This is a genomic window from Prevotella sp. P5-108, assembly GCF_002251385.1.
GTDB lineage: Bacteria > Bacteroidota > Bacteroidia > Bacteroidales > Bacteroidaceae > Prevotella.
This window is the reverse complement of the sequence record NZ_NPJJ01000045.1, coordinates 1-19,819: the sequence shown is the minus strand read 5'-3', so window position 1 is coordinate 19,819 and position 19,819 is coordinate 1. Positions and strand designations below refer to the sequence as shown.

The following is a 19,819-nucleotide window of genomic DNA, read 5'->3' as shown; positions in this document are numbered from 1 at the left end:
GTGTAAATCGCTTCAGGGCAGACTGCGGTTCCTGCTCGAAGGAAATCGTCAGTGAGATAGAGAAGCATTGCAAACATTTCTACATCCGTGCCAACCGATGCAGTTCGCTCTACAATGACATCTTTGCCCTCAGAGGTTGGAAGAAAGTGAAATTGGGCGGTATTGAGTTTGAGCTGGCCTCCATTCTCATCGAGAAATGGAAAGGGAAGGCATACCGTCTTGTGATTCAAAGACAGAAGCGGATAGACGGCGAACTCGACCTGTGGGAAGGAGAATACACCTACCGCTGCATCCTTACAAATGACTACGAGTCTTCCGAGAAAGAGATTGTCGAATTCTATAACCTCCGTGGAGGGAAGGATTAGTTTCTGTTGTTTGTACCGGAGCAAGTTCTGCTACAAGTACCATGACATGTGTTGAAGCAACTGTTCATACAACGGTTGTTACATCCTGCGCATGACATTGCATTTGCAGTTTCTGACAAGATAGGACTTGACAGGAGAGCTGCACCAGCCAAAATAGGCAGAGCACCTTTAGCGGCTCTCTTAAAGAACTCACGACGAGACTGAAGTTCTTCATTCTTACCATTTTTCTTCATAAAATAAAAAATTTAAATTAAACAATATGCCTTTCGGCATTATTTGACAATCTCAATAAAATCAGTAGGAATATACGCAGTAGCGACAAGGCACAATCCCGAGATCTCAACAACAATTCTTTGTTGTCCTGCTATTCTGGCAACTTTTCCAACCACTCCCTTGAAGTCACCAGCTATTACTCGTACTTTATCTCCACTTTTATAGTGACACTGTTCCGCTGTAACAATGCGTACATGCTCACTATCAGTACTTGTTGCTTTGATAAAATTTATCATTGCATTGTATGGTATAATAAGCGGAGGATTTTTACCGTTTGCCTCTGGAGGAAGCGTCTTATCCAAATAATATTTTATAAAAGAGATTGGGGCATCAACTGTCTTTTTCACAAAACTGTCTGATTGTTCCCTTGTGGCGTATATAAAAAGAAAGTTGGGAAGAAGAGGCTGTTGTATTCGCTTCTTCTTCCCAGCAATCACTTTTAGTACATAGTGCATCGGCACGTATGTCTTAATATCATTCTTCTTTGCTTTCTCTACGGCTGCATTTACCCTGTTATAAGTAGCACGAAGAACAAACCAGTTGTAACCTTCCTGCTGGACATATTCCGAGGACACCCCTGTTTGTGAGCTTTGGGCTTCGGGGGAGACATTGGAGGCAAATCCAATGTGAGGAGGTGAATCGCAACCTCGTTTGGTATGCGCATTAAGCAATGCGTTCATATCGGCTTATATGTCGTTGCTCGTTAATAGCAATATAGACATAAAAAGAGCGTGGAAACGTCTGTTGTCTATTCCACAGTCTGAGGCTCTAGCAATTGCCTATCATAGTTGAACAGACAACGTCAGAGCCCACGCCGATATGAATAATCATTTCCATTAGGAGACCATAATAAACAATTGTTGTGCCCGAAAAGGTACAATCCGTGCTTACAGGTCTCCGCAGGAGCGATATTATCACACCCGGGACATCTACCGTTGGCTTTGCTCAAGACTATGATAACTGTTAATTTGCTAGATTACAGACTGTCTTAAACAGAGCGTTAGTAAACGCCTTCATTATGTCTGGACTATCTTTCCCACCCAATGCCCGCTTTGTACCGCTTTGTCATTATGACTCCGCCATACTCAGCACGGCGTAGGCTGCCTTGTATGCCATCACGAAAGAACACGTCTAACCTCAATGGCTATAAACATGGCGATAATAGTCCGCTGCAAAAGTACAAAGAAAATCTCAATACAACCTCATTTTGTTATGGAAAAGTATGTATAAACCTTAAATTTAACCATAATTAACTAAGTCTTGCTCAAATCTCGTATATTTTGTGTAAGGAAATGGCCTCTTATTGGCGTAAAAAGCAAAAGACAGATGCGAATGTCACATCTGTCATTATTGTTGTCGCACATGTCTTTCTTGAAAGAAAGCCTATGGCTGGTTTATTTCAGAATGATTTTCTCCTTTGCTGGATGACATAAGGAGAATGTACTTTTGCCGTCTTTGTTTGTATAGCAGAAGTCGCATGAATTTATAATATCCATGCCAATCACCACATCATAGTCTGAATTGTCGTTAAGCAGAGCCTGAACATTCAACTCTGCTGTTCCTGTTGGAAGGATAACATGAACAAGGTAAGTCCAGGATTCGACATCACCTCCTGCACTCGAAATAAGAGCCTTGTTCTTCGGTTGTAACCCTAAAGCATTTACAACTTCCTGTGAAATCAATGTATTGGTCGCTCCTGTGTCCCACAATACATTTTCAACTTGGCAATGAACAGGAACAGCCACGTTTGCCGACAAATCTACGGCTGGACAGATAATGACGTTTGTAAGAATAGCCTCTGGCTGGGATTCGTATTCTTTTGTATATACAGCCATTCCTACCTCAACTCAATTTTTCCCGTATATGAAGTTTGTTGAGGAACAGGCTCGTCAGTGATAAGGCGAACCAAACGGACATAACCTGTCCGTGCAGCTCTATTTCCGTTAATGACGGGAGCCTGAACTGCGGTTGCAAAATCTATTGTCTTGTTCTTTATAACTTTCATATACCTACAATTTAAAAAATGTCCCGCTGGGTACGCTGTTCTTATGGGAAGCGAGCGGGATTTGTCAATGCAAAGGTAGGCATTCAATTCCAAAAAACCAAACAATTGGAAGAAAAACTAATCTAACTACCCTAAATTTAACATTTTATCAGGAAAACTACTAAACAATGAATACGTCTTTCAAACGCTATTCTATTGCCGCCGAATCATTAACCTGCATTGTCTATCAGCAATATATGCCAACAGAGATACAACTGAGGTACAAGACATCCATTTTCGCCCTATGTTGAAGCCACCAAGAAGGCTCTCTCATCCCTCTTTTTCTTTTTCGACCGTCTCACTCTTTATGGCTGATGAAAGTGGGACTTTTCATCAGAAATGCGCTCTTTGGATAGCAACCAGCCAAAATTGCTCAAAATATTTTCATAAATAATCTTAAAACTGTTTTTTGCCCCTGTCATAGTTTTTCCCCTTTGCCGAGTGCCTTGAACTATAGATTTTCGTCTGTTCAAAATTTGTACCGTTTTAAATTTGTTGTTTTCAAGAGAGTGCTGTGACTCAGCGTGTTAGGAAATACAAAAAGGCTTCCACATGAACAGCGTAGTGCGCCAGATGTGGGAGCAGAACACCGATGTGGTCATGGTCGATACGGGTAACTCGTATGAGGGACTCTGTGAATATGTCGGAGGCAAGTATATCAGCTATACCGATGAGCATCCTATCACGATGAACCCCTTTGCCATCAAGCGAGAGGAGTTGAATATCGAGAAGATTGGCTTCCTGAAGAATCTCATCATGCTTATCTGGAAGGGAACCCAGGGAGAAGTCACCAAGACGGAAGACCGCCTGGTAGAGCAAGTCATCACAGAGTATTTCGATGAATACTTTGTGAAGAAACGCATTGACAACCTCTCGTTCAACACTTTCTATGAGTACAGCACTGTCCGCATCCCGGACATCATCAAGGAGAACAACCTTGCCGGCATCGACCTGGCAGCCTACAACTACCTGCTGAAGGACTTCTACAAGGGAGGCAGCCATGAGCTGACCCTCAATGAGAACCTGGACACGAAGCTGTTTGACGAGACCTTCATTGTCTTCGAGATTGACTCCATAAAGGATGACCCGCTTCTGTTTCCTCTTGTCACCCTTATCATCATGGATGTCTTCATCCAGAAGATGCGCATCAAGAAGAACCGCAAGGTGCTGGTCATCGAAGAGGCATGGAAAGCCATTGCCTCCCCTATGATGGCAGAGTATATCAAGTACCTCTACAAGACAGCCCGAAAGTTCTGGGCGAGCGTAGGTGTGGTGACACAGGAGATTCAGGACATTGTAGGAAGTCCAATTGTCAAGGAAGCTATCATCAACAACTCCGATGTCGTGATGCTGCTCGACCAGGCAAAGTTCCGCGAGAGATTCGACGAGATCAAAGCCATCCTTGGCTTGACCGATGTCGATTGCAAGAAAATCTTCACCATCAACCGTCTGGAGAACAAGGAGGGGCGTAGCTTCTTCCGTGAAGTCTTCATCCGTCGTGGTTCTGTCGGTGCGGTCTTTGGAGTGGAAGAGCCCCATGAGTGCTATATGACCTACACCACCGAGCGAGCCGAGAAGGAAGCCCTGAAGCTCTACAAGAAAGAGCTGCAGTGTGACCATCAGCACGCCATAGAAGCCTACTGCCGTGACTGGGAACTTTCAGGAATCTCCAAGTCATTGCCATTCGCCCAAAAGGTCAACCAGACAGGCCATGTGCTTCATCTCACTCCCCACAACCAATCTGAATAAGATATTGAAAGTAGAAACAACGAAACATTCATCCCAACAATGAAACGCTATCTGTCCATAATCATCCTCTTCGTCTGTGCTGCTATACCAATGACGGCACAGTACTACAGTGTCAACTATGACAAGCGCACTGTAGCAGAGATGACAGCCGCCTTCGCGTCGGAGGCTGCCACCGAGGCGTATTATGCCGAACAGGTAGCCAAGATACGTGAATACTACCAAGCTGCGGAAGTGGCTGCTGCTGGTATCTTCACGTCCAAGTTCCTCGACCGCCGTGCCCTTACAGACTTAGGTCTATGGACAAGCTCCACAGAGAACTATTATTACCGACGCATCTACAACATGGTCTCCGCCAAGATTATGCCCAAGATCTGGACTGTGGCAGGCATGATGTTGCGTAGTCCGCAGAACGCCCTCTATTGGGGCAGCTATCTGTATAAGGTGTGCGAAGAGACAAAGACACTCTGCTATCAGTTTGAGTCCATTGTCACCAACAGTCGGCTTTCCTTCAGGGACATCGCATTCCTGGAAATCAATCAGGAACTTGCCGCCATCCTCAAACTGTCCGAACTGGGGGATGTGGATTGGAAGAACCTGCTCGACAATTTCTCCGACATAGGCTCCAACTTCACCAAGGACAATCTCAAAGCTGACATCGACAACCTCTATGCGATGGGAGTCAGCCTTGCCTCTGCAGGTGCTGGCAATGCAGTCAGCTCCATTGTCGGCAACAGCAATTTCAACGGCACGCTGATGGACAAGACCAGCAGCGTCATCGAAATAGCAGAGAATACATACGACCTCTACAACGACCTATCCACCAATGCCGGCAATACCCTGTTGCAGTTTGTTGGTGGACAGGAGGGCATTGCCAACCTTTTCTCTTTGTCGAATTACAATACCACAGCATGGATAACAGACTATGCCAGGGAAGGTATGGGACAATACTATACTCAGCGATGGTATATCTACAGTGTTGACCAAGGAAGCGAGAAGCTCTGCGACTACTATCCTCCGACAGATGATGATGCTATCCTGTATGGCGACCATTGGTATCGTATCAGTACAACAGATCCCGATTTCTATCCATCCTCCTCACAACGGGAGGCAGCACTCCAGAACTCAGAGAATCATGCAGGTTGGAGCCGTAGCCGTGTGCAACAGCTCAATAACTCTAATGACGGCTACAACTACAACATCAGCTACTATTCGTCAGCATACATTCTCAGCAAAAAGAAAAGCGGTCAGTATGCCAAGGCATATGCCTACGAGATACATGTGACCAAGTCATGGTACAGGCAGGAAGTCAAATATGAGGATGTCTTCGATTCCTATTCCATGGACATGGCCACTTTCAGAGCAGGCTTGAACGCCCGTCTTGCCGACTACAATGACAACGAAGACGGCATCCGTTACTACATTGGCAGTGACAGCAAGCGATACTACCAGGCCACCAATGCGGAGAAGATGGCAGGATGCGAGACGGCAACCATCAGCGTCACCTGCCATGACGGAACCAAACTGGGTGAAGGATCCACCCAATACAAATGCTCTCAGTGCGGAGGCAGCGTCAATGCCCACACCAAGCAGTGCTCCATGGCTACCAGTATCACTTCGGAGAGTGTCAATACCTCCGAGATTGATGCAAAGATTGCCGAGACAGAGAGCCGGATAGCATCCATTGATACAGAAATAGCCCGATTGGAAGCGGAGAACTCTAACCTCCTGAAGCTGATACAGACTTCCAGCGTTGAAGATGCTGCAAGGTATCGTCAGCAATATAACGCCAACAAAGACCGCATATCTGTGTTGAAGTCAGAGAAAAGTGCAGCAGAAAAAGAACTTGCAGACTACAACCAAGCCAAGCAAGAGGCTATTGATGGAGAGAACGCCGCCACTGATGACTACTACCGCATCCCAGCCATCATGCAGGACTGCAAGAATGCCTATAACCTCAGCTGGAACGGAGCAGGAGCATGGGAAGGCAATACTTTCGTTCGCACCGCCTCCATGCCCAATATCAACGGCACTATCACGTTCAAGGCCACCATCTCCATTGCAAGAAAGCCGAAATACTTCCTTGGCATCAAGATACACCGTGCCATCGTCCAGATTTCATGGACGCTTACCACAGAGTACAGCGACACGCAGGTGGTGGCAGTCATCAACCTCGATCCCTCGAAGACAGACCAGGAGAAAGCCGATGAGGTCAATGCCAAGCTGTCAGAGATAGCCCGGGAATACCCATCCTGTGAGCCAACGGTCGAATATGCCAAAAGCAGTCCTGTGGAATCAGATGACACAGAAGACACCTACCATCTGTTATGGACAAGCGACCGCCTGGACATCGCACGTCAGATAGACAGCCGCCTCACCAAGATCTATGCCGACCTTGTGTCGTTGGAGAAGATGATGCACTACAAGCATTCCATCATAGACATCCTCCGCAGTATAGCCCCTCTCGACACAGACCAGGGCAGAAGGCTAACGCTCATAGAGAGATGCAGGAAGCGTTGGTTGCGCAATGCTGCCAACAGCGCACATTCAGATACGTATAACGGCAAATATGACGAAGAAGATGAAGACGACGAAGAATAAAAAGATTCTGGCTCTCATTGTATGCCTGCTGGCCCTGTTGCCTTCCTCCATGTATGCCCAGTTCAGCTTCGATGTCACTTCTGTGGAAGCCTACATCAACGACCACAAGGAGCAGAGAAGCCTGCTGCTGGTCCGCTCCACGCTGGAGGCAAGCAACAAGCTGCTGCATGACTATAGCGGTGATGCCAACAAAGGATTCCGCGACATCAACAAAGAGCTGGACAAATACACAAGAGCCTTTGATGTCATAGACGTGCTTTACCAGTCTCTGCGCACCAGTCTGAATGTGTACAACACCTACGAGAACATCAGTGACCGTATTGGAGACTATAAGGACATGCTCAGCGACTTCAAGGAAAAATGTCTGGAGCGAGGCAATATCGTGAGTACGGACACTATGATTGTCACCATCAACATGAGGGCACTTGCCAAGATAGCAGAGGAAGGCGACAACCTGTACAACTCCGTCAGTGACTTGGTGCTCTATGCCACAGGAGCAGCCGCCTGCACCACCTCAGACCTGCTCCTTGTCCTGACGAACATCAACAACTCGCTTGACAATATCCGCAAGCATCTGAACAAGGCGTACTTTGACACATGGAGGTACATACAGGTGCGCATCGGCTATTGGAAACGGCAGGTCTATCGAGCCAAGACAAAGCTGGAAATCATCAACGATGCTTTCGGCAGATGGAAAGGGGCAGGCTATTTGGGATATTAGGATAACGTTAAACAAAAGAAGAATATGTTTGAGATAACACTTTTACGGTCAGCGTCTTTTGTAGGTATGATGATGTTATGCTTTAACTCATCAGCACAGAGTTATGTGACCTACAACCACGATGCCACCAAGATGAACCAGATTACGGTTCAGGAGATTGGTGTAGGAGGACTGACTCCAGCCTTCTACTATGATGTGTTCCACAACAGCTATCAGAAGAGCGCAGCTCGGAAGAACAAGCTGGGCTTCAGGTCGCTGGCAGGAGTGTCGTCCTATCAGCAGGTAGATGTTGCAGACAGCATCAAGACTTACCTTACCCAGAGAGCAGAAATTGAAGCCCTCAATGTGGCAGACCGCCAGATAGACATCGCCTGGCTTGCCGAGGGGAACAAGATAACGGACAAACTCACAGCCTTCGAGGCAAACATCAACCGCATCGTTGGTGCAGGAGGTTCGTTGGCAGACAAGTCCCGATGGGAGGAATACTGCAATATGTACAAAACTGCCATCAAGGTGACGCAGGATGCCTATATGCCCAATGCACAGAGGAAGAGACAGTACCTCGCCATCTATGCCGACATATCCCAGCAGAACGAGACCCTTGTCTCCTTCCTGGTACAGTTGAGCAACAAGAGTAAGACATCGTCCCTCCTGGCAGCACGGCTTGACAGACGCAGCAACGTGGCAGCCCACGCCTTGGCAGCACAGGAAAGGTGGCGTGATGCCGGACGCAGAAACGCAGGAGGCAACACTGGCGAAGGAGACAATGATGATTCAGAAAACATAGTAGAAAGATAACGATATATGGCAGATTCAAATATCCTCTCGGATTTCGGTATCAATATCCTCGAACAGGAGATTGATGATGTGATATTCCAGACCAACGAGTTCCTATGTGATGCCACATTCACAGGCTCACAAGGTCCATTCTGGTGGTTGCCGTTACCAATTCTCCAAAACACGATTTTAATCGCTGTAAATCAGCCACTTGCAGATTTTTGTTTCGTGACACAAAATCAGCGAGGGACAAAAACGGGACAAAACCACGGAAAAATAAAGTCAAGGACACTTCGCCCGAAATATCCCTTGTGGAATACCTCTGTTTCGTTTGCAAAGGTACAAATTTGTCCCTTGAAAAACGAGGGGAAATCCCTATTTCTCTCATTCACAACTCATTTTCCTACCATTGTACCCCAAATGTGGTTATTGCAAACGGTTTTGACCTCAAACAGCATGACTTGCGAAAATCGGGTGTTAAATTTTGTTTTGCACTCTGATGGACATTTTCAAAAACGCGAACTGGCAATAGAACCAAATATTTGCCACCCTTATTGTCCAATCTTTGGTTTTGTGATTGTTTGAACGATAGACATTTGAAGATGCTGAATTTCAAGTGAGTGTCCGACCAATCTACCACATTGCAGCATGGTAAAATAGAACCAAAGAATTGAAAATCAGCACTTTTAATAAACCATAACGGCTGCTTGAATATCATTGTCAACAATATACCTTTGCAGCCGAAATCGATAACGAAATAAACAAAATATCAGATTTATGACAGAAAAGAACGCATTAAAGATGAACCTCGACCATGAGCGCAAGATAGTGGAGCTTCAGTCGAGAGTGAACAAGTTGGAGAACCTTTGCTATATGACAAAGGAAGTGTTGAACCTTGAAGAGGCTTCCGCCTTTCTCGGCATTGCCAAGAGCACGCTCTACAAGATGACGCATCTTAACCAGTTGCCGTACTTCAAGCCTGCTGGCAAGCTCATCTTCTTTGAGAAGAAAGCCTTGCTTGACTGGGTACGAGGAGCAAGAGCCATGTCGGAGGAGGAGATAAGACTGGAGGCTGCAAACCGTCTGAATGAAATGAACAATAGACCATAGCATTATGACGAAAGATGAACTTGTAAACAGTCTGCAAAAACGCGACCCTCTGTTGGCTAATGCGGTCAGCAATATGGTAGACTACATTTCCGACCGCTTTCCTGCTGCTTACCCAAGCAAGGAACAGACGGAAGCAGTCAATACCTATCTTCATTCGGTCTATGCTGACGGTGACGGAACCATGTCGGAAAGAAATTGTGAGCATCGAAGAATTGCATCACAGAAAATTACCATCAATGCCATACAAGTGCTTGACAGCCACCAACTTGACCGACTGCAACGTGTGCTTGACCATATCGCATACGACAAGGAGTATTATATGCCAGAGAGAGGCTTCGGCATGAGGCGATAGTTCCTCTTTTGACGTCAGAGAGTTTTCCGCATAACAGCATGAACAGATTTACATAACAAAAATAAAACAACGATGAACAGTAATATTTTCAACAGCATTATCCTGAGTAATGAACAAGTAAACTATCTGATGGGTGGCACGGCTGGCATCAACCGCCTTTCATGCCTTTATCAACTCATTCAGATTGTGACACGACAGATTGAAACCTCAAATGAGGTTGGGGAGTCCACAACCGCATTATGGGAGGTGAACATGTCAGAGGTGGCTCTATCCAAACTATGGAAGTGTGACCGAAAAACCGTCTCCAAGATGCTTGACCACATGAACAAATTGGGCATCCTTTCTTCTGTACAGACAAGACGAGGAAGTGTTCACACATTGCTATGCATTTCTGCATGGATTGTTGACGGCAAGAAATATGTCAATCCTCACTATGTTCCCATCAACCAAAGAGACTATTCCGGCAAGTCTAATATTATGACTTCCACAACCGCATTCCCTAACAAGGAGGATCCACCAATCAAAAATGGCGGTACTTCTCCAACACAACTTGCCAACAGTTCCTTTTCTTCCCTAACTTCAGGAAATGGCAATAATGGAGAGGAGGAAGATGTTCCACCGCCAAGCGTCTCTGACATGGAACTGGAGGCAGAAGCCAGAAGGCAATTCGTCAAAGAACAGATGGAAGCGGAGGATGCTCCACAATTGCTGTTGCTTGGGTAATTTGAGAATCGTTATACAACAAGTCTGTGAACAAGTGCAACCGCAGTGCGTAGCGTGCTTGTGCGTAAACTCTGATAGCGGTGCTATGCAAGAAATACCAATGTCATACAAACGCACTTCGTTTGTCCGTATGCCAATGGACTTCTTGAACGCTCGCAAGCTCGCATTGGGTTGCACACATTTATAGAAGCATACTTGGTATGAATAAGAAAAATACAGAAAAGGAGGCACCGAAATACACGAGTCGTCTGATAATAAGGCTTACGCCACAGCTTCATAAGGAGATAGCGGAATATGCTGCTATTTGCGGACTGACCACAAGCGCATACGCACGCAAGCTGTTGGAAGGCAAATATCCCAAACAACGCTTGACTGACAAAGAAATGAAGGCTTTGAACAGCCTTTCGGATGCCAGGGGCGATATACAGAAATTGTTCGGCTTTCTCAAAGGACGTCCGCTTACGGAACGTGAGAACATTCTCCGCAGTGAAATCTTCATGAAACGATGGAGAACAAGTGCAGAAGTTATCTTGAACCGCATGATTGAGATAGAGAAATACTTAACCCAATAGAACATACGACATATATGATAGCAAAAGCAAAGGTAATAAGTCATGGCGCAAATGCCATACGTTACTCAGTAGATAAGGACAAGGCAGAGATAGTAAAGGCCAATCTCTTGCCCGATGATATTTCCCCAACGGCAATGTGGGCAAGAATGCTTGCCTTGCAGAAGAAGTTTGAGGACAAATTGAACCGTTATCATCCGCTCAAAAGGAACATGATACGTATTGAGGTTTCCCCAACCTCGGAGGAAACGCAAGGTTGGACGATGGAGGAATGGCAGAGGTTGGCGGATGACTTTATCCGTGCGTTTGATGCGGTTGACCTTTCAGCCAAGTCGAAGCGCAAGAGTGCAAAGGCAACCAACCTCAAAGACAGCCAATATGTAGTTGCGCTCCATCGTGACAGCAAGAGTGGCATTATGCACCTTCACATTGATGCGAACCGCATAGACATAAGGGGCAACGTGAATGATGCCCATTATATCTACGAAAGAGCGATGGCTGCTGCCGCCAAGGTTGGGCAACAGCGTGATTGGAAAGATGCACAAGAAGTGAGCCGCCAAAATAAGGAAGCGATAATCAATGATTGCCTTTCCGTTTTGGCTAAGATGTCGTACTTTGATTGGGGACTATACACAAAATGCCTCACGCAAATGGGATATGATGTCAAACTACAATCTGACAATAAAGGACAAGTGCGTGGCTATGCCATCAAGCGTGGTAACTCCATTTATAAGTCCTCGGAACTTGGCAAAGGTCGTTGTCTGATGCCCTCAAAGATTGAAGGTACTTGGGCAAAACTGCATCATCAAGAATTGGAGAAACCAGTTTCAACTCCAACAAAGAATACCCAACAGCCAAAGATTATGACTGTACCCAAACCCATGCCTACTGCGGACGACTCTCCAAAGATACGTCACTTCGACTTCTATACGGACGAGTTTCATCATTACCCTGTTGATATTCCTCAGAATTGTCTGGATATCATCGATAAGAATATAGCTTTGGATGCCGACAAAGTATTTGCCAAGATAGGTGATGTGCAGAAGACCGCCATTCTTCTCTTTGCTGAGTACATTGATGCTGCCACAACCATTGCCGCCCAGTCTGGCGGTGGCGGAGGTGGTGCAACCTCAGGTTGGGGACGTGACAAGGACGAGGATGAACTGTCTTGGGCGTATCGTTGCGCTATGATGGCTAATCGCCTGTGCAGACCTCGCAAGAAGCAAGGATATGGCAGATAACCGAATATTCAACCAACAACATTGATACTATGCCAATAGGTAAAAGTAAAATCTCAGATATGGATTTCGGATCTTTCGAGAACACGATAGACAAGAATATCGAAACGGACAAGACCTCGGACAAGTTTGACCAACAGCTTCAAGCCTACAAGGATGCTGGCAATAGTTTGACTTCGGCAAAAAGTGGCCTTGAAATGGCTACTGCTTCCATGCATGAAGCAAAAGACAAATTAAGTGAAGCCTCAGATAAAGCGAATACTGTCACCAAAGCTATTGAAGCCTACATCGGCAAAGTAAAAGACATAACTGTCAAAGCAAAGATTGATGATGCCGATATGGAACAGGCAATCAACAACAGGAAGAAACTCATTGAAAACGAGTCCAAACTTCTTGAAGACCACCGAAAGAAAAACAAAGAAATCCTCACTCGCCATTTCTATGATATGTCTAATATGATGTCAAGGAATGAAGGTGTGTGGTTGTCAAACGGTTGGGTAAAGACTTTGCTTTGGATATTCTTGCCGTGTTTCCTTTATACGGTCATTTCGATTGTCTATTTTGTCGCATCATGCATAGACAAGTAAAAAAAGAGTGTCACGGCATTATATTGAAACTATGTCGTGATACTCTTTTTTTACACGCTTGCAATTGCTTTCTTTTACTATTCGGCTACAAGCTATTAGTTACAAATGGAAAACAGATTACCATATTTAGAGTTATTTGATATTGTTTTATTGTTATGATAAACAGGTGTATTGCTTGTATATCCAAGCTGTTCTTCAGCTTCCTGCATAGAAATTTCAACTGTGAAACGACTGCCTTTCCCTTTCTTGCTGTCTAAACGGATTGTTCCGCCAAGCATCGACACAATATTACGCATTATGGCAAGCCCAAGCCCGAAACCCTCCTTTGCGGCGGCATTTGATAGACGTTCAAACGCACCGAACGCTTGTTTCTGTTCCTCTTCTGTCATGCCTGTACCTGTATCTTCAACGACCAGTGTCAGAACTCCATTATCATATTCAGTAATCAAAGAAACACCGCCTTCTTCTGTGAACTTGACAGCGTTTGACAGCAGGTTATTCCCGATTTGTATTATTCGCTCTTTGTCGGTCAATACAATGGCATCGTGTCCAGTCTTCACGGACAAGGACAGCCCTTTGTTCACGGCAACAGGCATGAACTCCGTTTCAAGTGTGTGCGTGATTGCTGAAATCCGGCAGGGTGACAGACGGGGCTGTTCCTTGCCGTTGTCCAGGCGGAAGAAGTCAAGCAAAGTGTTAAGCATATCCCGCATACGGTCGGAGGATTGCAGTATGTTTTGGATATACTGCCCGGACTTATCCTCACACTGTTCTTTCCGTATCAGTCCGGCATAGCCTGTTATTGCTGTCAGCGGTGTGCGCAGTTCATGGGTGATAGTATGTACCGCCTTCTTCCTTGACGTTATCAGTGCCTCGTTCCGTTGTACGGATTGTTCCAGTTGCCTTATCAAATCAGTTGTCTTGTGCTTGTATTGTTTAATGCTTTTTGCATCACGATGTATGATGATGTAGGAAATTAACAACAATAGAAGAACGAATCCCATTAAACCGCCTACTTGCATAAATGACTTTTCACGCATGGCAACTATTTCGTTTTCCCGGCTTTGCAGTTCGGTTTGTACCTTTTCTTCTATTTGGCAAATCAATTCTTGCAGTTGTCTGTTAAGTTCTGCATTACGAGCTGCAAGGCTGTCGGCTTGTTCCGACAATTGGCGATCCTGCACTTTCTGTTCGCTGATTACGTTTCTATTGACCGAATGAAGGATAGTGGTTGATACTGCTGGAGTTACTTCCTTTTTTTTGCCGAATATGCCTAAGAAACCTTTTCGTTTTGGCTTTTTGGACTGTTCCTGCACACTTTTCTGTACAATAACCGGAATTTGATTGGCTATCTTCTTGTTAATAGATTGTTGTTCATCCATTAACCGGACTATCTGGAACATCTGTCGTTCCTTATCCTCTAAAAGACTGCGCACACTATCGATGCGCTCTGCTGGATAGGTGGCCTTGAAACGGCAGAGCATACTGTCCATTGCCATACGCCGTGCATGGTAATGCTCGATATCTTTATCGTTCCATTCCAGTATTGTTTCACCCAATAGAGAAAATTTTATCATTTGAATATTGATATTGTTTATTTCTTTTCGGAGCTCGTCTATTTTTTTATTGCCAAGTTCTAATGCTTCTATCTCCTGCCATTCATAGAGGCTATTATATGCCATACATCCGATAAGAATGGAGATAAGTATATATCCCAACCGTATTGCCTTATAGAAATTTCCTGACCGCTCCATTATTTTAATGACATTGATTTTTGGAACATGAATAAAAGTTTATCTTTTTCGTTCATGCGGATATTATCAGAATAACCGTCTTTTGTTATTTGATACCCACATGGCTTGACCATAAAAACGCCTAAGCCCTTAGTGTATGAACTTACTTCTGAGGCGTAGTCTTTACTTGTATTTAATGGAACTTTCCCTTTAATATGACACCACTCATTATTGCAACTGATGTCTTCAATCTCAGACATCATTTTTTGCAAATCTGTAATAGCTTTGGAACTTGCCGCTTGGGGTATCTGCAACTCAAAATAGAGCATCGGTTCGAGAATGTCCACACCTGACTGTTGCAAAGCCAGCCTGAAGACATAAGGGGTCAGCTGTCTGAAATCAGCAGGTGTACTTACCGGGCTATAATACTCGGCTTGAGTAAAAGTTACTTTCAGATCTGTCACTTCCCATCCATGTAAACCAGATTGGCAAGACATACGAATCCCTTCAAAAACGGCATTTTGAAAAGAATGGTTCAGATAACCATAGGAGATGTCACTTTCGATTTGCAACCCTGCCCCTAACGGTAAGGGTTCAAGAGTCAGCCCTATTGTGGCCCAGTAAGGGTTGGGGGGTACTTCGATCTGAATAATCTTATTGACCTTTTTTATAGGTCGTTCTTTGTAGATAGTCTTGATCTCATCAAAATGGACCTTTACGGAAAATCGTTCTTCCAGCAATGTCTGTATGATTTCCTTTTGGGTCAAACCATATAACGAGATTTCCAATTCATCACTATATGAGTTTATGGAAAAGGACAAAGACGGGTCTTCAATCCACAATGTATTCAGAGCGGATATCACCTTGCTTCTCTCTTCGGGCTTATTTGGCCGGACGGAGGATTTGAGAGCGGGATGCTGATGAGATAATCCTTGAATCAAACAAGGTTTAGCACCTAAATAATCTCCGATTCGAAAATCTTCTATATCTTCTACAATCGCGATATCATTGGCACCCACTTCATCAACATTTATCTCTCTGCCCTGATAAATAGTCTTTAGATTTTTAATCTTGATGAATTTTTCCGAATCGTTGATTCTTACAACGTCTCGAAGTCTCAGACTTCCGTCAATTATTTTAAGAAAACTTCTTTTATGCCCTTTTGGGTCATGCTCTATCTTATAGAGATAAGCTGAAAGTCTGTTTGAGACTGATGCCGGAGGAAGTATAAAAGAAGAAATGGCGTCCAACAACTCATTGATACCGATATTGAACATTGCTGATCCATGTAGCACCGGATAGACTTTGGCTTTTGCCACAAGAGCGATTATCGTATTCCAATAATCAGCCGGTGAAATTTCGCTATCCGCCAAATATCGTTCTAATATATCGTCGTCATGGTTGCATACAAATTCTTTGTATTCTTCCTTTATATATGTTTGGGAGCAAACCGGATAAACCGATCCATCGACAACAGTTTGCATAAACAGGACATCTTGCGACAGATTTGTTTTTATATCCATATACAAACGCTCCAAATTCACACCGGCACGGTCAATCTTATTGATAAATATAATTGTCGGGATTTGCAGCTTTTGTAAAGTACTGAACAGCAACTTTGTCTGCGCTTGTATGCCTTCCTTTGCGGATAAGATGAGGACTGCTCCATCAAGCATTTTGAATGTCCGCTCCACTTCCGCAATAAAATCCATGTGTCCCGGAGTGTCAATGATATTGCATTTCACTCCATTCCAGATAATAGATGTCGTAGAAGCCCGGACAGTAATTCCTCTACGTTTCTCTATATCCATAGAGTCCGTTATGGTGTCACCATTATCCACACGGCCGCACTTTTCCGTTGCTCCACTGGCAAACAGCAGATTCTCGGTTACGGAAGTTTTTCCTGCATCAATGTGAGCAAGAATTCCTAAATTTATAATATTCATTTGGATTAAGCAATAATATACTACAGTAGATGCATTGTCGAAACGCACCTTTTAATACCTCCTCGTAGCATATGAGAACTACAGGATTACTAACTCGTATTAATATGTATATTATTACTGCCGCATAACGATTACAAAATTACACAAAAAAATATATCTAACAAAAGTGGGAGGATTTTTTAACTTTTTACCATAGACATTTTATGAGAAATATCAACACCTACAACAGAAGAAGCACCGTGTTCCATCGCATAAATACAGTGCCATCCATAGCCGCATCCTAAATCAAGCACACGCTTATCTTTAAAATCCGGCAGCAGCTTTCTCAATGTTTCCCATTCTCCTGCACCGGCTAGTCCCTGCTGTGAGCGACTCATTTGACTGTATTTTTGAAAAAATATATTATCATCATATTTGTTTTCTTTCATCTGAATTCTCCTCGTTTAAAAAGTTATTTATCTCCGTTGCAATTTTTTTCACTTCTTTATAAAGCTTCTCGGTCATATCGTAGCATTCAAAAAGTGAAAGACCGAGTACTTCAAAAATATGATTAACTCTTTCGGCATATTTTTCAGGTTTATATTCAAAAGTTTCAAGCAGTTTTATAGCTTTCTTTTCGCCCTTTATTTGCTTACCCTTGACATCAAAACTACGCACTCCACGTGGCTCGAGTTGATGGAATTGATGTCTTTGGCTAATTTTAGAGCCCGACGTATGCGGAAACATATCTATCAATTTTTTACTGTTTTTTGAGAAAACGAGGTATGAGGGAACATATCGAAGTAATAAACACCAATAATACGCATTAAAAACTAATCACTGTTGTATTTAAACTATTCGAAAAGGATTTAAATATTAAGGGAAGACTCTATAGATCTTTTCAAATAATTAACGAGTTCAATTATCTCAGTCTCCATTCCTTCCCACTTGTCATCATAATCTCCCAAATAAGCCTTTTTTGCTTTTTCAAGTAAAGTAGCATGCTCTTTGGCTAATTTAGGTATCGCCCATTCAGCAGCCTGATCTTTTGAGCAAATTCTACCGGAAGAGGATGTCAGCCACATTCTGGCTAAAGTTAAAATCACATTGCGTTCGTCACCTTCAATGCTAGCTATCAACCCGGGTAAGGATTCTTTAATCGCCCTTCGAATATCTGTCATTGGTACAGGCTCAATCACTTCTGTTGCCTCTGGTCCGAAAAGGTTAATACTATTTTCTCTTAATTGAGATAAAAGAATTGCTAAATCGGGATCATAAGTTGGCTCAGGAATTGCTCCCTTATCAAACTGCTCCCTTAGCCACTCACCATACATAAATTCATGTTTAGGAGGAAATTTCCAAGGGACAACATCCTTTTGATTTATGACCGTAACTTCAAGTGGTCTAATAGCATTTATGTTTCTATATAAGGCAAAGAGGATAATTTTTCTGTCACTGATTGAATAATATTATCTATCATACGAACACGCCCTTTATTTTATTTTGCATCTAATTTTCTAATCTCAGTTATCATTGGGCAAACTATTGCAATGCAAATAATTAAAATACCTGATAGTAAAAACCAATGATTTACATCGATTCTATCAGCAAAGAATCCAGAAAGAATTAACCCAATTGGCATAGCAAGAGACATGATACTTCCAGTTAAAGAAAATACACGTCCTAAATATTCAGGCTTAATTTTCTCCTGAAAAAGAGCTGTTTGCACACCGCTGTAAAACGGACCCGAAAGCCCCATTATTGCACAGCAGACTACAAATATGAAAAATCCACTTTGAGGAAGTAATCCTGAAATGGTTAAGCTTATCCCCATCATAAAAATTGATGCCGTTATTAATAAGATTCGCTTTTGGTAATTCCCAAATAACCCTAATAATAGACCCCCTATCAACATACCAGAGGCATAAGCAATCTCCGTAATAGAAATATGCATCGGTGTACCATTAAAATATTCCATAGTGATTAAAGGATATAATGCATTTATGGGCATATAAACAAACATATATAATGTTCCAACGAGTAATAAAGCAAATAATCCTTTATTTTGCCGTAGTACAGCCATTCCTTCTTTCATTTCTCTTATGAAATTTGGTTTCAAACTTTGCACTTGATCACCTAGCTTAGGAATACGTACAATTGCTACCGTAATAGATGCAATCACAGCACCCAATACATCGATGGCAATAATAGCATTTAGTTCCCAAACGGAGTATAAGAGTGCTGCAACCGCCGGACTAACAATATAGCTTATAGACTGCAAAGACTGACTATAGCCTGCACATTTCGTAAGCTGTTCTTCTGGTACTAAAAGTGGAGTAACCGCATTGAGAGCCGGGGTATGAAAAGCTGTTCCAATGCTACGGATGAACAATACTACCATAACCATCCAGATAGGTAACTCCATATACAATGCAACAATAGCTAGCACGGCCCCAGCTGCTGCGATAATTAAATCAGCACCAATCATTATCTTCTTCCTATCATGACGATCCACTAATACACCAATGGCTGGTCCAAAGACCGCATAGGGTAAAAAACCTACAAGTGAAGCCATAGACAAGACCATCGCAGATCCTGTTTTTTCTGTAAGGTAAAAAATAATCGCCATTTGCAGGATGGCACTAGTGATTAATGATACTGCCTGCCCTGCCCATATTGTATAAAACTTAAGTTTCCAATTGTTGTATTTTTCCATTTATATTATCTCCTAAATTCTTATTTGTATCAGCGTATATTTTAACACCCTTAATTCCGCAACACTATAATTTAACTTTATTTATAAGTTCCTGAGCAACAAAAAGTTGCCCAGGATTTTGCCATGTCAGAATTTTCACTTATCTTAGTGTTGCAAAAAGAAAACAAGCAAAACTCTAATATGACATGGCAAAAATACAAATTAAATCTGAGAAACTCACACCTTTTGGAGGAATTTTTTCAATCATGGAGAAATTTGACTCCATGCTTTCACCCGTTATCGACTCAACACTGGGTCAGAGATGCAGCAGTATCTTCGGATATCAGTTCAGCGAGATAG

Annotated in this window: 14 protein-coding genes and 7 pseudogenes; 13 read left to right on the top strand and 8 right to left on the bottom strand. The window is 43.4% G+C overall.

Annotated features, from left to right (window positions below; translation table 11 throughout):
• Window positions 1-362, top strand: a pseudogene (locus tag CIK95_RS09780) (transposase); the annotation flags it as partial.
• Between the two features lie 275 nt (window positions 363-637).
• On the opposite strand, the gene CIK95_RS09770 reads toward CIK95_RS09780, so the two are convergent.
• Together CIK95_RS09770 and CIK95_RS09765 are read right to left on the bottom strand one after the other, a co-directional pair.
• Window positions 638-1,318, bottom strand: a complete 681-nt coding sequence (locus CIK95_RS09770) for a UpxY family transcription antiterminator (RefSeq protein ID WP_049129570.1) — start codon at window positions 1,316-1,318, stop codon at window positions 638-640.
• Window positions 1,319-2,032: 714 nt separating this feature from the next.
• Complete coding sequence (locus CIK95_RS09765) at window positions 2,033-2,473, bottom strand: retropepsin-like aspartic protease (protein WP_048316574.1); 441 nt, start codon at window positions 2,471-2,473, stop codon at window positions 2,033-2,035.
• A 749-nt stretch (window positions 2,474-3,222) separates the two neighbouring features.
• On the opposite strand from CIK95_RS09765, the pseudogene CIK95_RS09760 reads away from it, so the two are divergent.
• The 11 genes and pseudogenes from CIK95_RS09760 to CIK95_RS09710 form a co-directional block, all read left to right on the top strand.
• Window positions 3,223-4,431: pseudogene (locus tag CIK95_RS09760) on the top strand (TraG family conjugative transposon ATPase); the annotation flags it as partial.
• A gap of 39 nt (window positions 4,432-4,470) precedes the next feature.
• Window positions 4,471-7,029, top strand: coding sequence for a hypothetical protein (locus CIK95_RS09755; RefSeq protein ID WP_094466897.1), 2,559 nt, complete (start codon window positions 4,471-4,473; stop codon window positions 7,027-7,029).
• Entirely contained in the window at window positions 6,998-7,750 is a 753-nt protein-coding gene (locus tag CIK95_RS09750; protein ID WP_094466896.1) for a hypothetical protein, read from the top strand. Before CIK95_RS09755 ends, CIK95_RS09750 begins: the two co-directional genes overlap by 32 nt.
• Window positions 7,751-7,819: 69 nt before the next feature.
• On the top strand, window positions 7,820-8,548 hold the full coding sequence (locus CIK95_RS09745; protein ID WP_094466899.1) for a DUF5045 domain-containing protein: 729 nt from the start codon (window positions 7,820-7,822) through the stop codon (window positions 8,546-8,548).
• 6 nt (window positions 8,549-8,554) lie between these two features.
• Complete coding sequence (locus tag CIK95_RS09740) at window positions 8,555-9,112, top strand: hypothetical protein (protein ID WP_094466895.1); 558 nt, start codon at window positions 8,555-8,557, stop codon at window positions 9,110-9,112.
• Between the two features lie 192 nt (window positions 9,113-9,304).
• The gene (locus CIK95_RS09735) at window positions 9,305-9,637 is read left to right on the top strand and encodes a helix-turn-helix domain-containing protein (protein WP_004311699.1); all 333 of its coding nucleotides are present in this window, start codon (window positions 9,305-9,307) and stop codon (window positions 9,635-9,637) included.
• A 4-nt stretch (window positions 9,638-9,641) separates the two neighbouring features.
• On the top strand, window positions 9,642-9,989 hold the full coding sequence (locus tag CIK95_RS09730) for a hypothetical protein (protein ID WP_094466894.1): 348 nt from the start codon (window positions 9,642-9,644) through the stop codon (window positions 9,987-9,989).
• A 72-nt stretch (window positions 9,990-10,061) separates the two neighbouring features.
• Window positions 10,062-10,712: a hypothetical protein gene (locus CIK95_RS09725; protein WP_074635735.1), complete on the top strand. Its 651-nt coding sequence runs from the start codon at window positions 10,062-10,064 to the stop codon at window positions 10,710-10,712.
• A 200-nt stretch (window positions 10,713-10,912) separates the two neighbouring features.
• Window positions 10,913-11,284 (top strand): antitoxin ParD, encoded by a 372-nt coding sequence (locus CIK95_RS09720; protein WP_074557064.1) that lies wholly within the window; start codon window positions 10,913-10,915, stop codon window positions 11,282-11,284.
• A 14-nt stretch (window positions 11,285-11,298) separates the two neighbouring features.
• Complete coding sequence (locus tag CIK95_RS09715; protein WP_074557063.1) at window positions 11,299-12,522, top strand: relaxase/mobilization nuclease domain-containing protein; 1,224 nt, start codon at window positions 11,299-11,301, stop codon at window positions 12,520-12,522.
• Window positions 12,523-12,551: 29 nt separating this feature from the next.
• Window positions 12,552-13,106 (top strand): hypothetical protein, encoded by a 555-nt coding sequence (locus tag CIK95_RS09710; protein WP_241682543.1) that lies wholly within the window; start codon window positions 12,552-12,554, stop codon window positions 13,104-13,106.
• Between the two features lie 146 nt (window positions 13,107-13,252).
• Here the strand turns inward: CIK95_RS09710 and CIK95_RS09705 are convergent.
• From CIK95_RS09705 to mef(A), 6 genes and pseudogenes are all read right to left on the bottom strand, one after another.
• Window positions 13,253-14,860: pseudogene (locus CIK95_RS09705) on the bottom strand (sensor histidine kinase); the annotation flags it as partial.
• Complete coding sequence (gene tet(Q) / locus CIK95_RS09700) at window positions 14,860-16,785, bottom strand: tetracycline resistance ribosomal protection protein Tet(Q) (protein WP_094466893.1); 1,926 nt, start codon at window positions 16,783-16,785, stop codon at window positions 14,860-14,862. The gene tet(Q) and the pseudogene CIK95_RS09705, both read right to left, overlap by 1 nt.
• Window positions 16,786-16,982: 197 nt before the next feature.
• Window positions 16,983-17,213, bottom strand: a pseudogene (locus CIK95_RS09695) (class I SAM-dependent methyltransferase); the annotation flags it as partial.
• Window positions 17,194-17,403 (bottom strand): annotated as a pseudogene (locus CIK95_RS09690) (nucleotidyltransferase domain-containing protein); the annotation flags it as partial. The pseudogenes CIK95_RS09695 and CIK95_RS09690, both read right to left, overlap by 20 nt.
• Before the next feature lie 210 nt (window positions 17,404-17,613).
• Window positions 17,614-18,185, bottom strand: a pseudogene (locus tag CIK95_RS09685) (aminoglycoside adenylyltransferase domain-containing protein); the annotation flags it as partial.
• Between the two features lie 77 nt (window positions 18,186-18,262).
• The gene (gene mef(A) / locus CIK95_RS09680) at window positions 18,263-19,480 is read right to left on the bottom strand and encodes a macrolide efflux MFS transporter Mef(A) (protein WP_005816151.1); all 1,218 of its coding nucleotides are present in this window, start codon (window positions 19,478-19,480) and stop codon (window positions 18,263-18,265) included.
• A 185-nt stretch (window positions 19,481-19,665) separates the two neighbouring features.
• Between mef(A) and CIK95_RS12900 the strand changes: the two are divergent.
• Window positions 19,666-19,819 (top strand): annotated as a pseudogene (locus CIK95_RS12900) (IS1380 family transposase); the annotation flags it as partial.

What these genes read in the sequence shown, in the direction of transcription:
- CIK95_RS09770 (WP_049129570.1), bottom strand. Translation starts at nt 1,318, where the DNA reads ATGAACGCATTGCTTAATGCGCATACCAAACGAGGTTGCGATTCACCT.
- CIK95_RS09765 (WP_048316574.1), bottom strand. Translation starts at nt 2,473, where the DNA reads ATGGCTGTATATACAAAAGAATACGAATCCCAGCCAGAGGCTATTCTT.
- CIK95_RS09755 (WP_094466897.1), top strand. Translation starts at nt 4,471, where the DNA reads ATGAAACGCTATCTGTCCATAATCATCCTCTTCGTCTGTGCTGCTATA.
- CIK95_RS09750 (WP_094466896.1), top strand. Translation starts at nt 6,998, where the DNA reads ATGACGAAGAAGATGAAGACGACGAAGAATAAAAAGATTCTGGCTCTC.
- CIK95_RS09745 (WP_094466899.1), top strand. Translation starts at nt 7,820, where the DNA reads ATGATGTTATGCTTTAACTCATCAGCACAGAGTTATGTGACCTACAAC.
- CIK95_RS09740 (WP_094466895.1), top strand. Translation starts at nt 8,555, where the DNA reads ATGGCAGATTCAAATATCCTCTCGGATTTCGGTATCAATATCCTCGAA.
- CIK95_RS09735 (WP_004311699.1), top strand. Translation starts at nt 9,305, where the DNA reads ATGACAGAAAAGAACGCATTAAAGATGAACCTCGACCATGAGCGCAAG.
- CIK95_RS09730 (WP_094466894.1), top strand. Translation starts at nt 9,642, where the DNA reads ATGACGAAAGATGAACTTGTAAACAGTCTGCAAAAACGCGACCCTCTG.
- CIK95_RS09725 (WP_074635735.1), top strand. Translation starts at nt 10,062, where the DNA reads ATGAACAGTAATATTTTCAACAGCATTATCCTGAGTAATGAACAAGTA.
- CIK95_RS09720 (WP_074557064.1), top strand. Translation starts at nt 10,913, where the DNA reads ATGAATAAGAAAAATACAGAAAAGGAGGCACCGAAATACACGAGTCGT.
- CIK95_RS09715 (WP_074557063.1), top strand. Translation starts at nt 11,299, where the DNA reads ATGATAGCAAAAGCAAAGGTAATAAGTCATGGCGCAAATGCCATACGT.
- CIK95_RS09710 (WP_241682543.1), top strand. Translation starts at nt 12,552, where the DNA reads ATGCCAATAGGTAAAAGTAAAATCTCAGATATGGATTTCGGATCTTTC.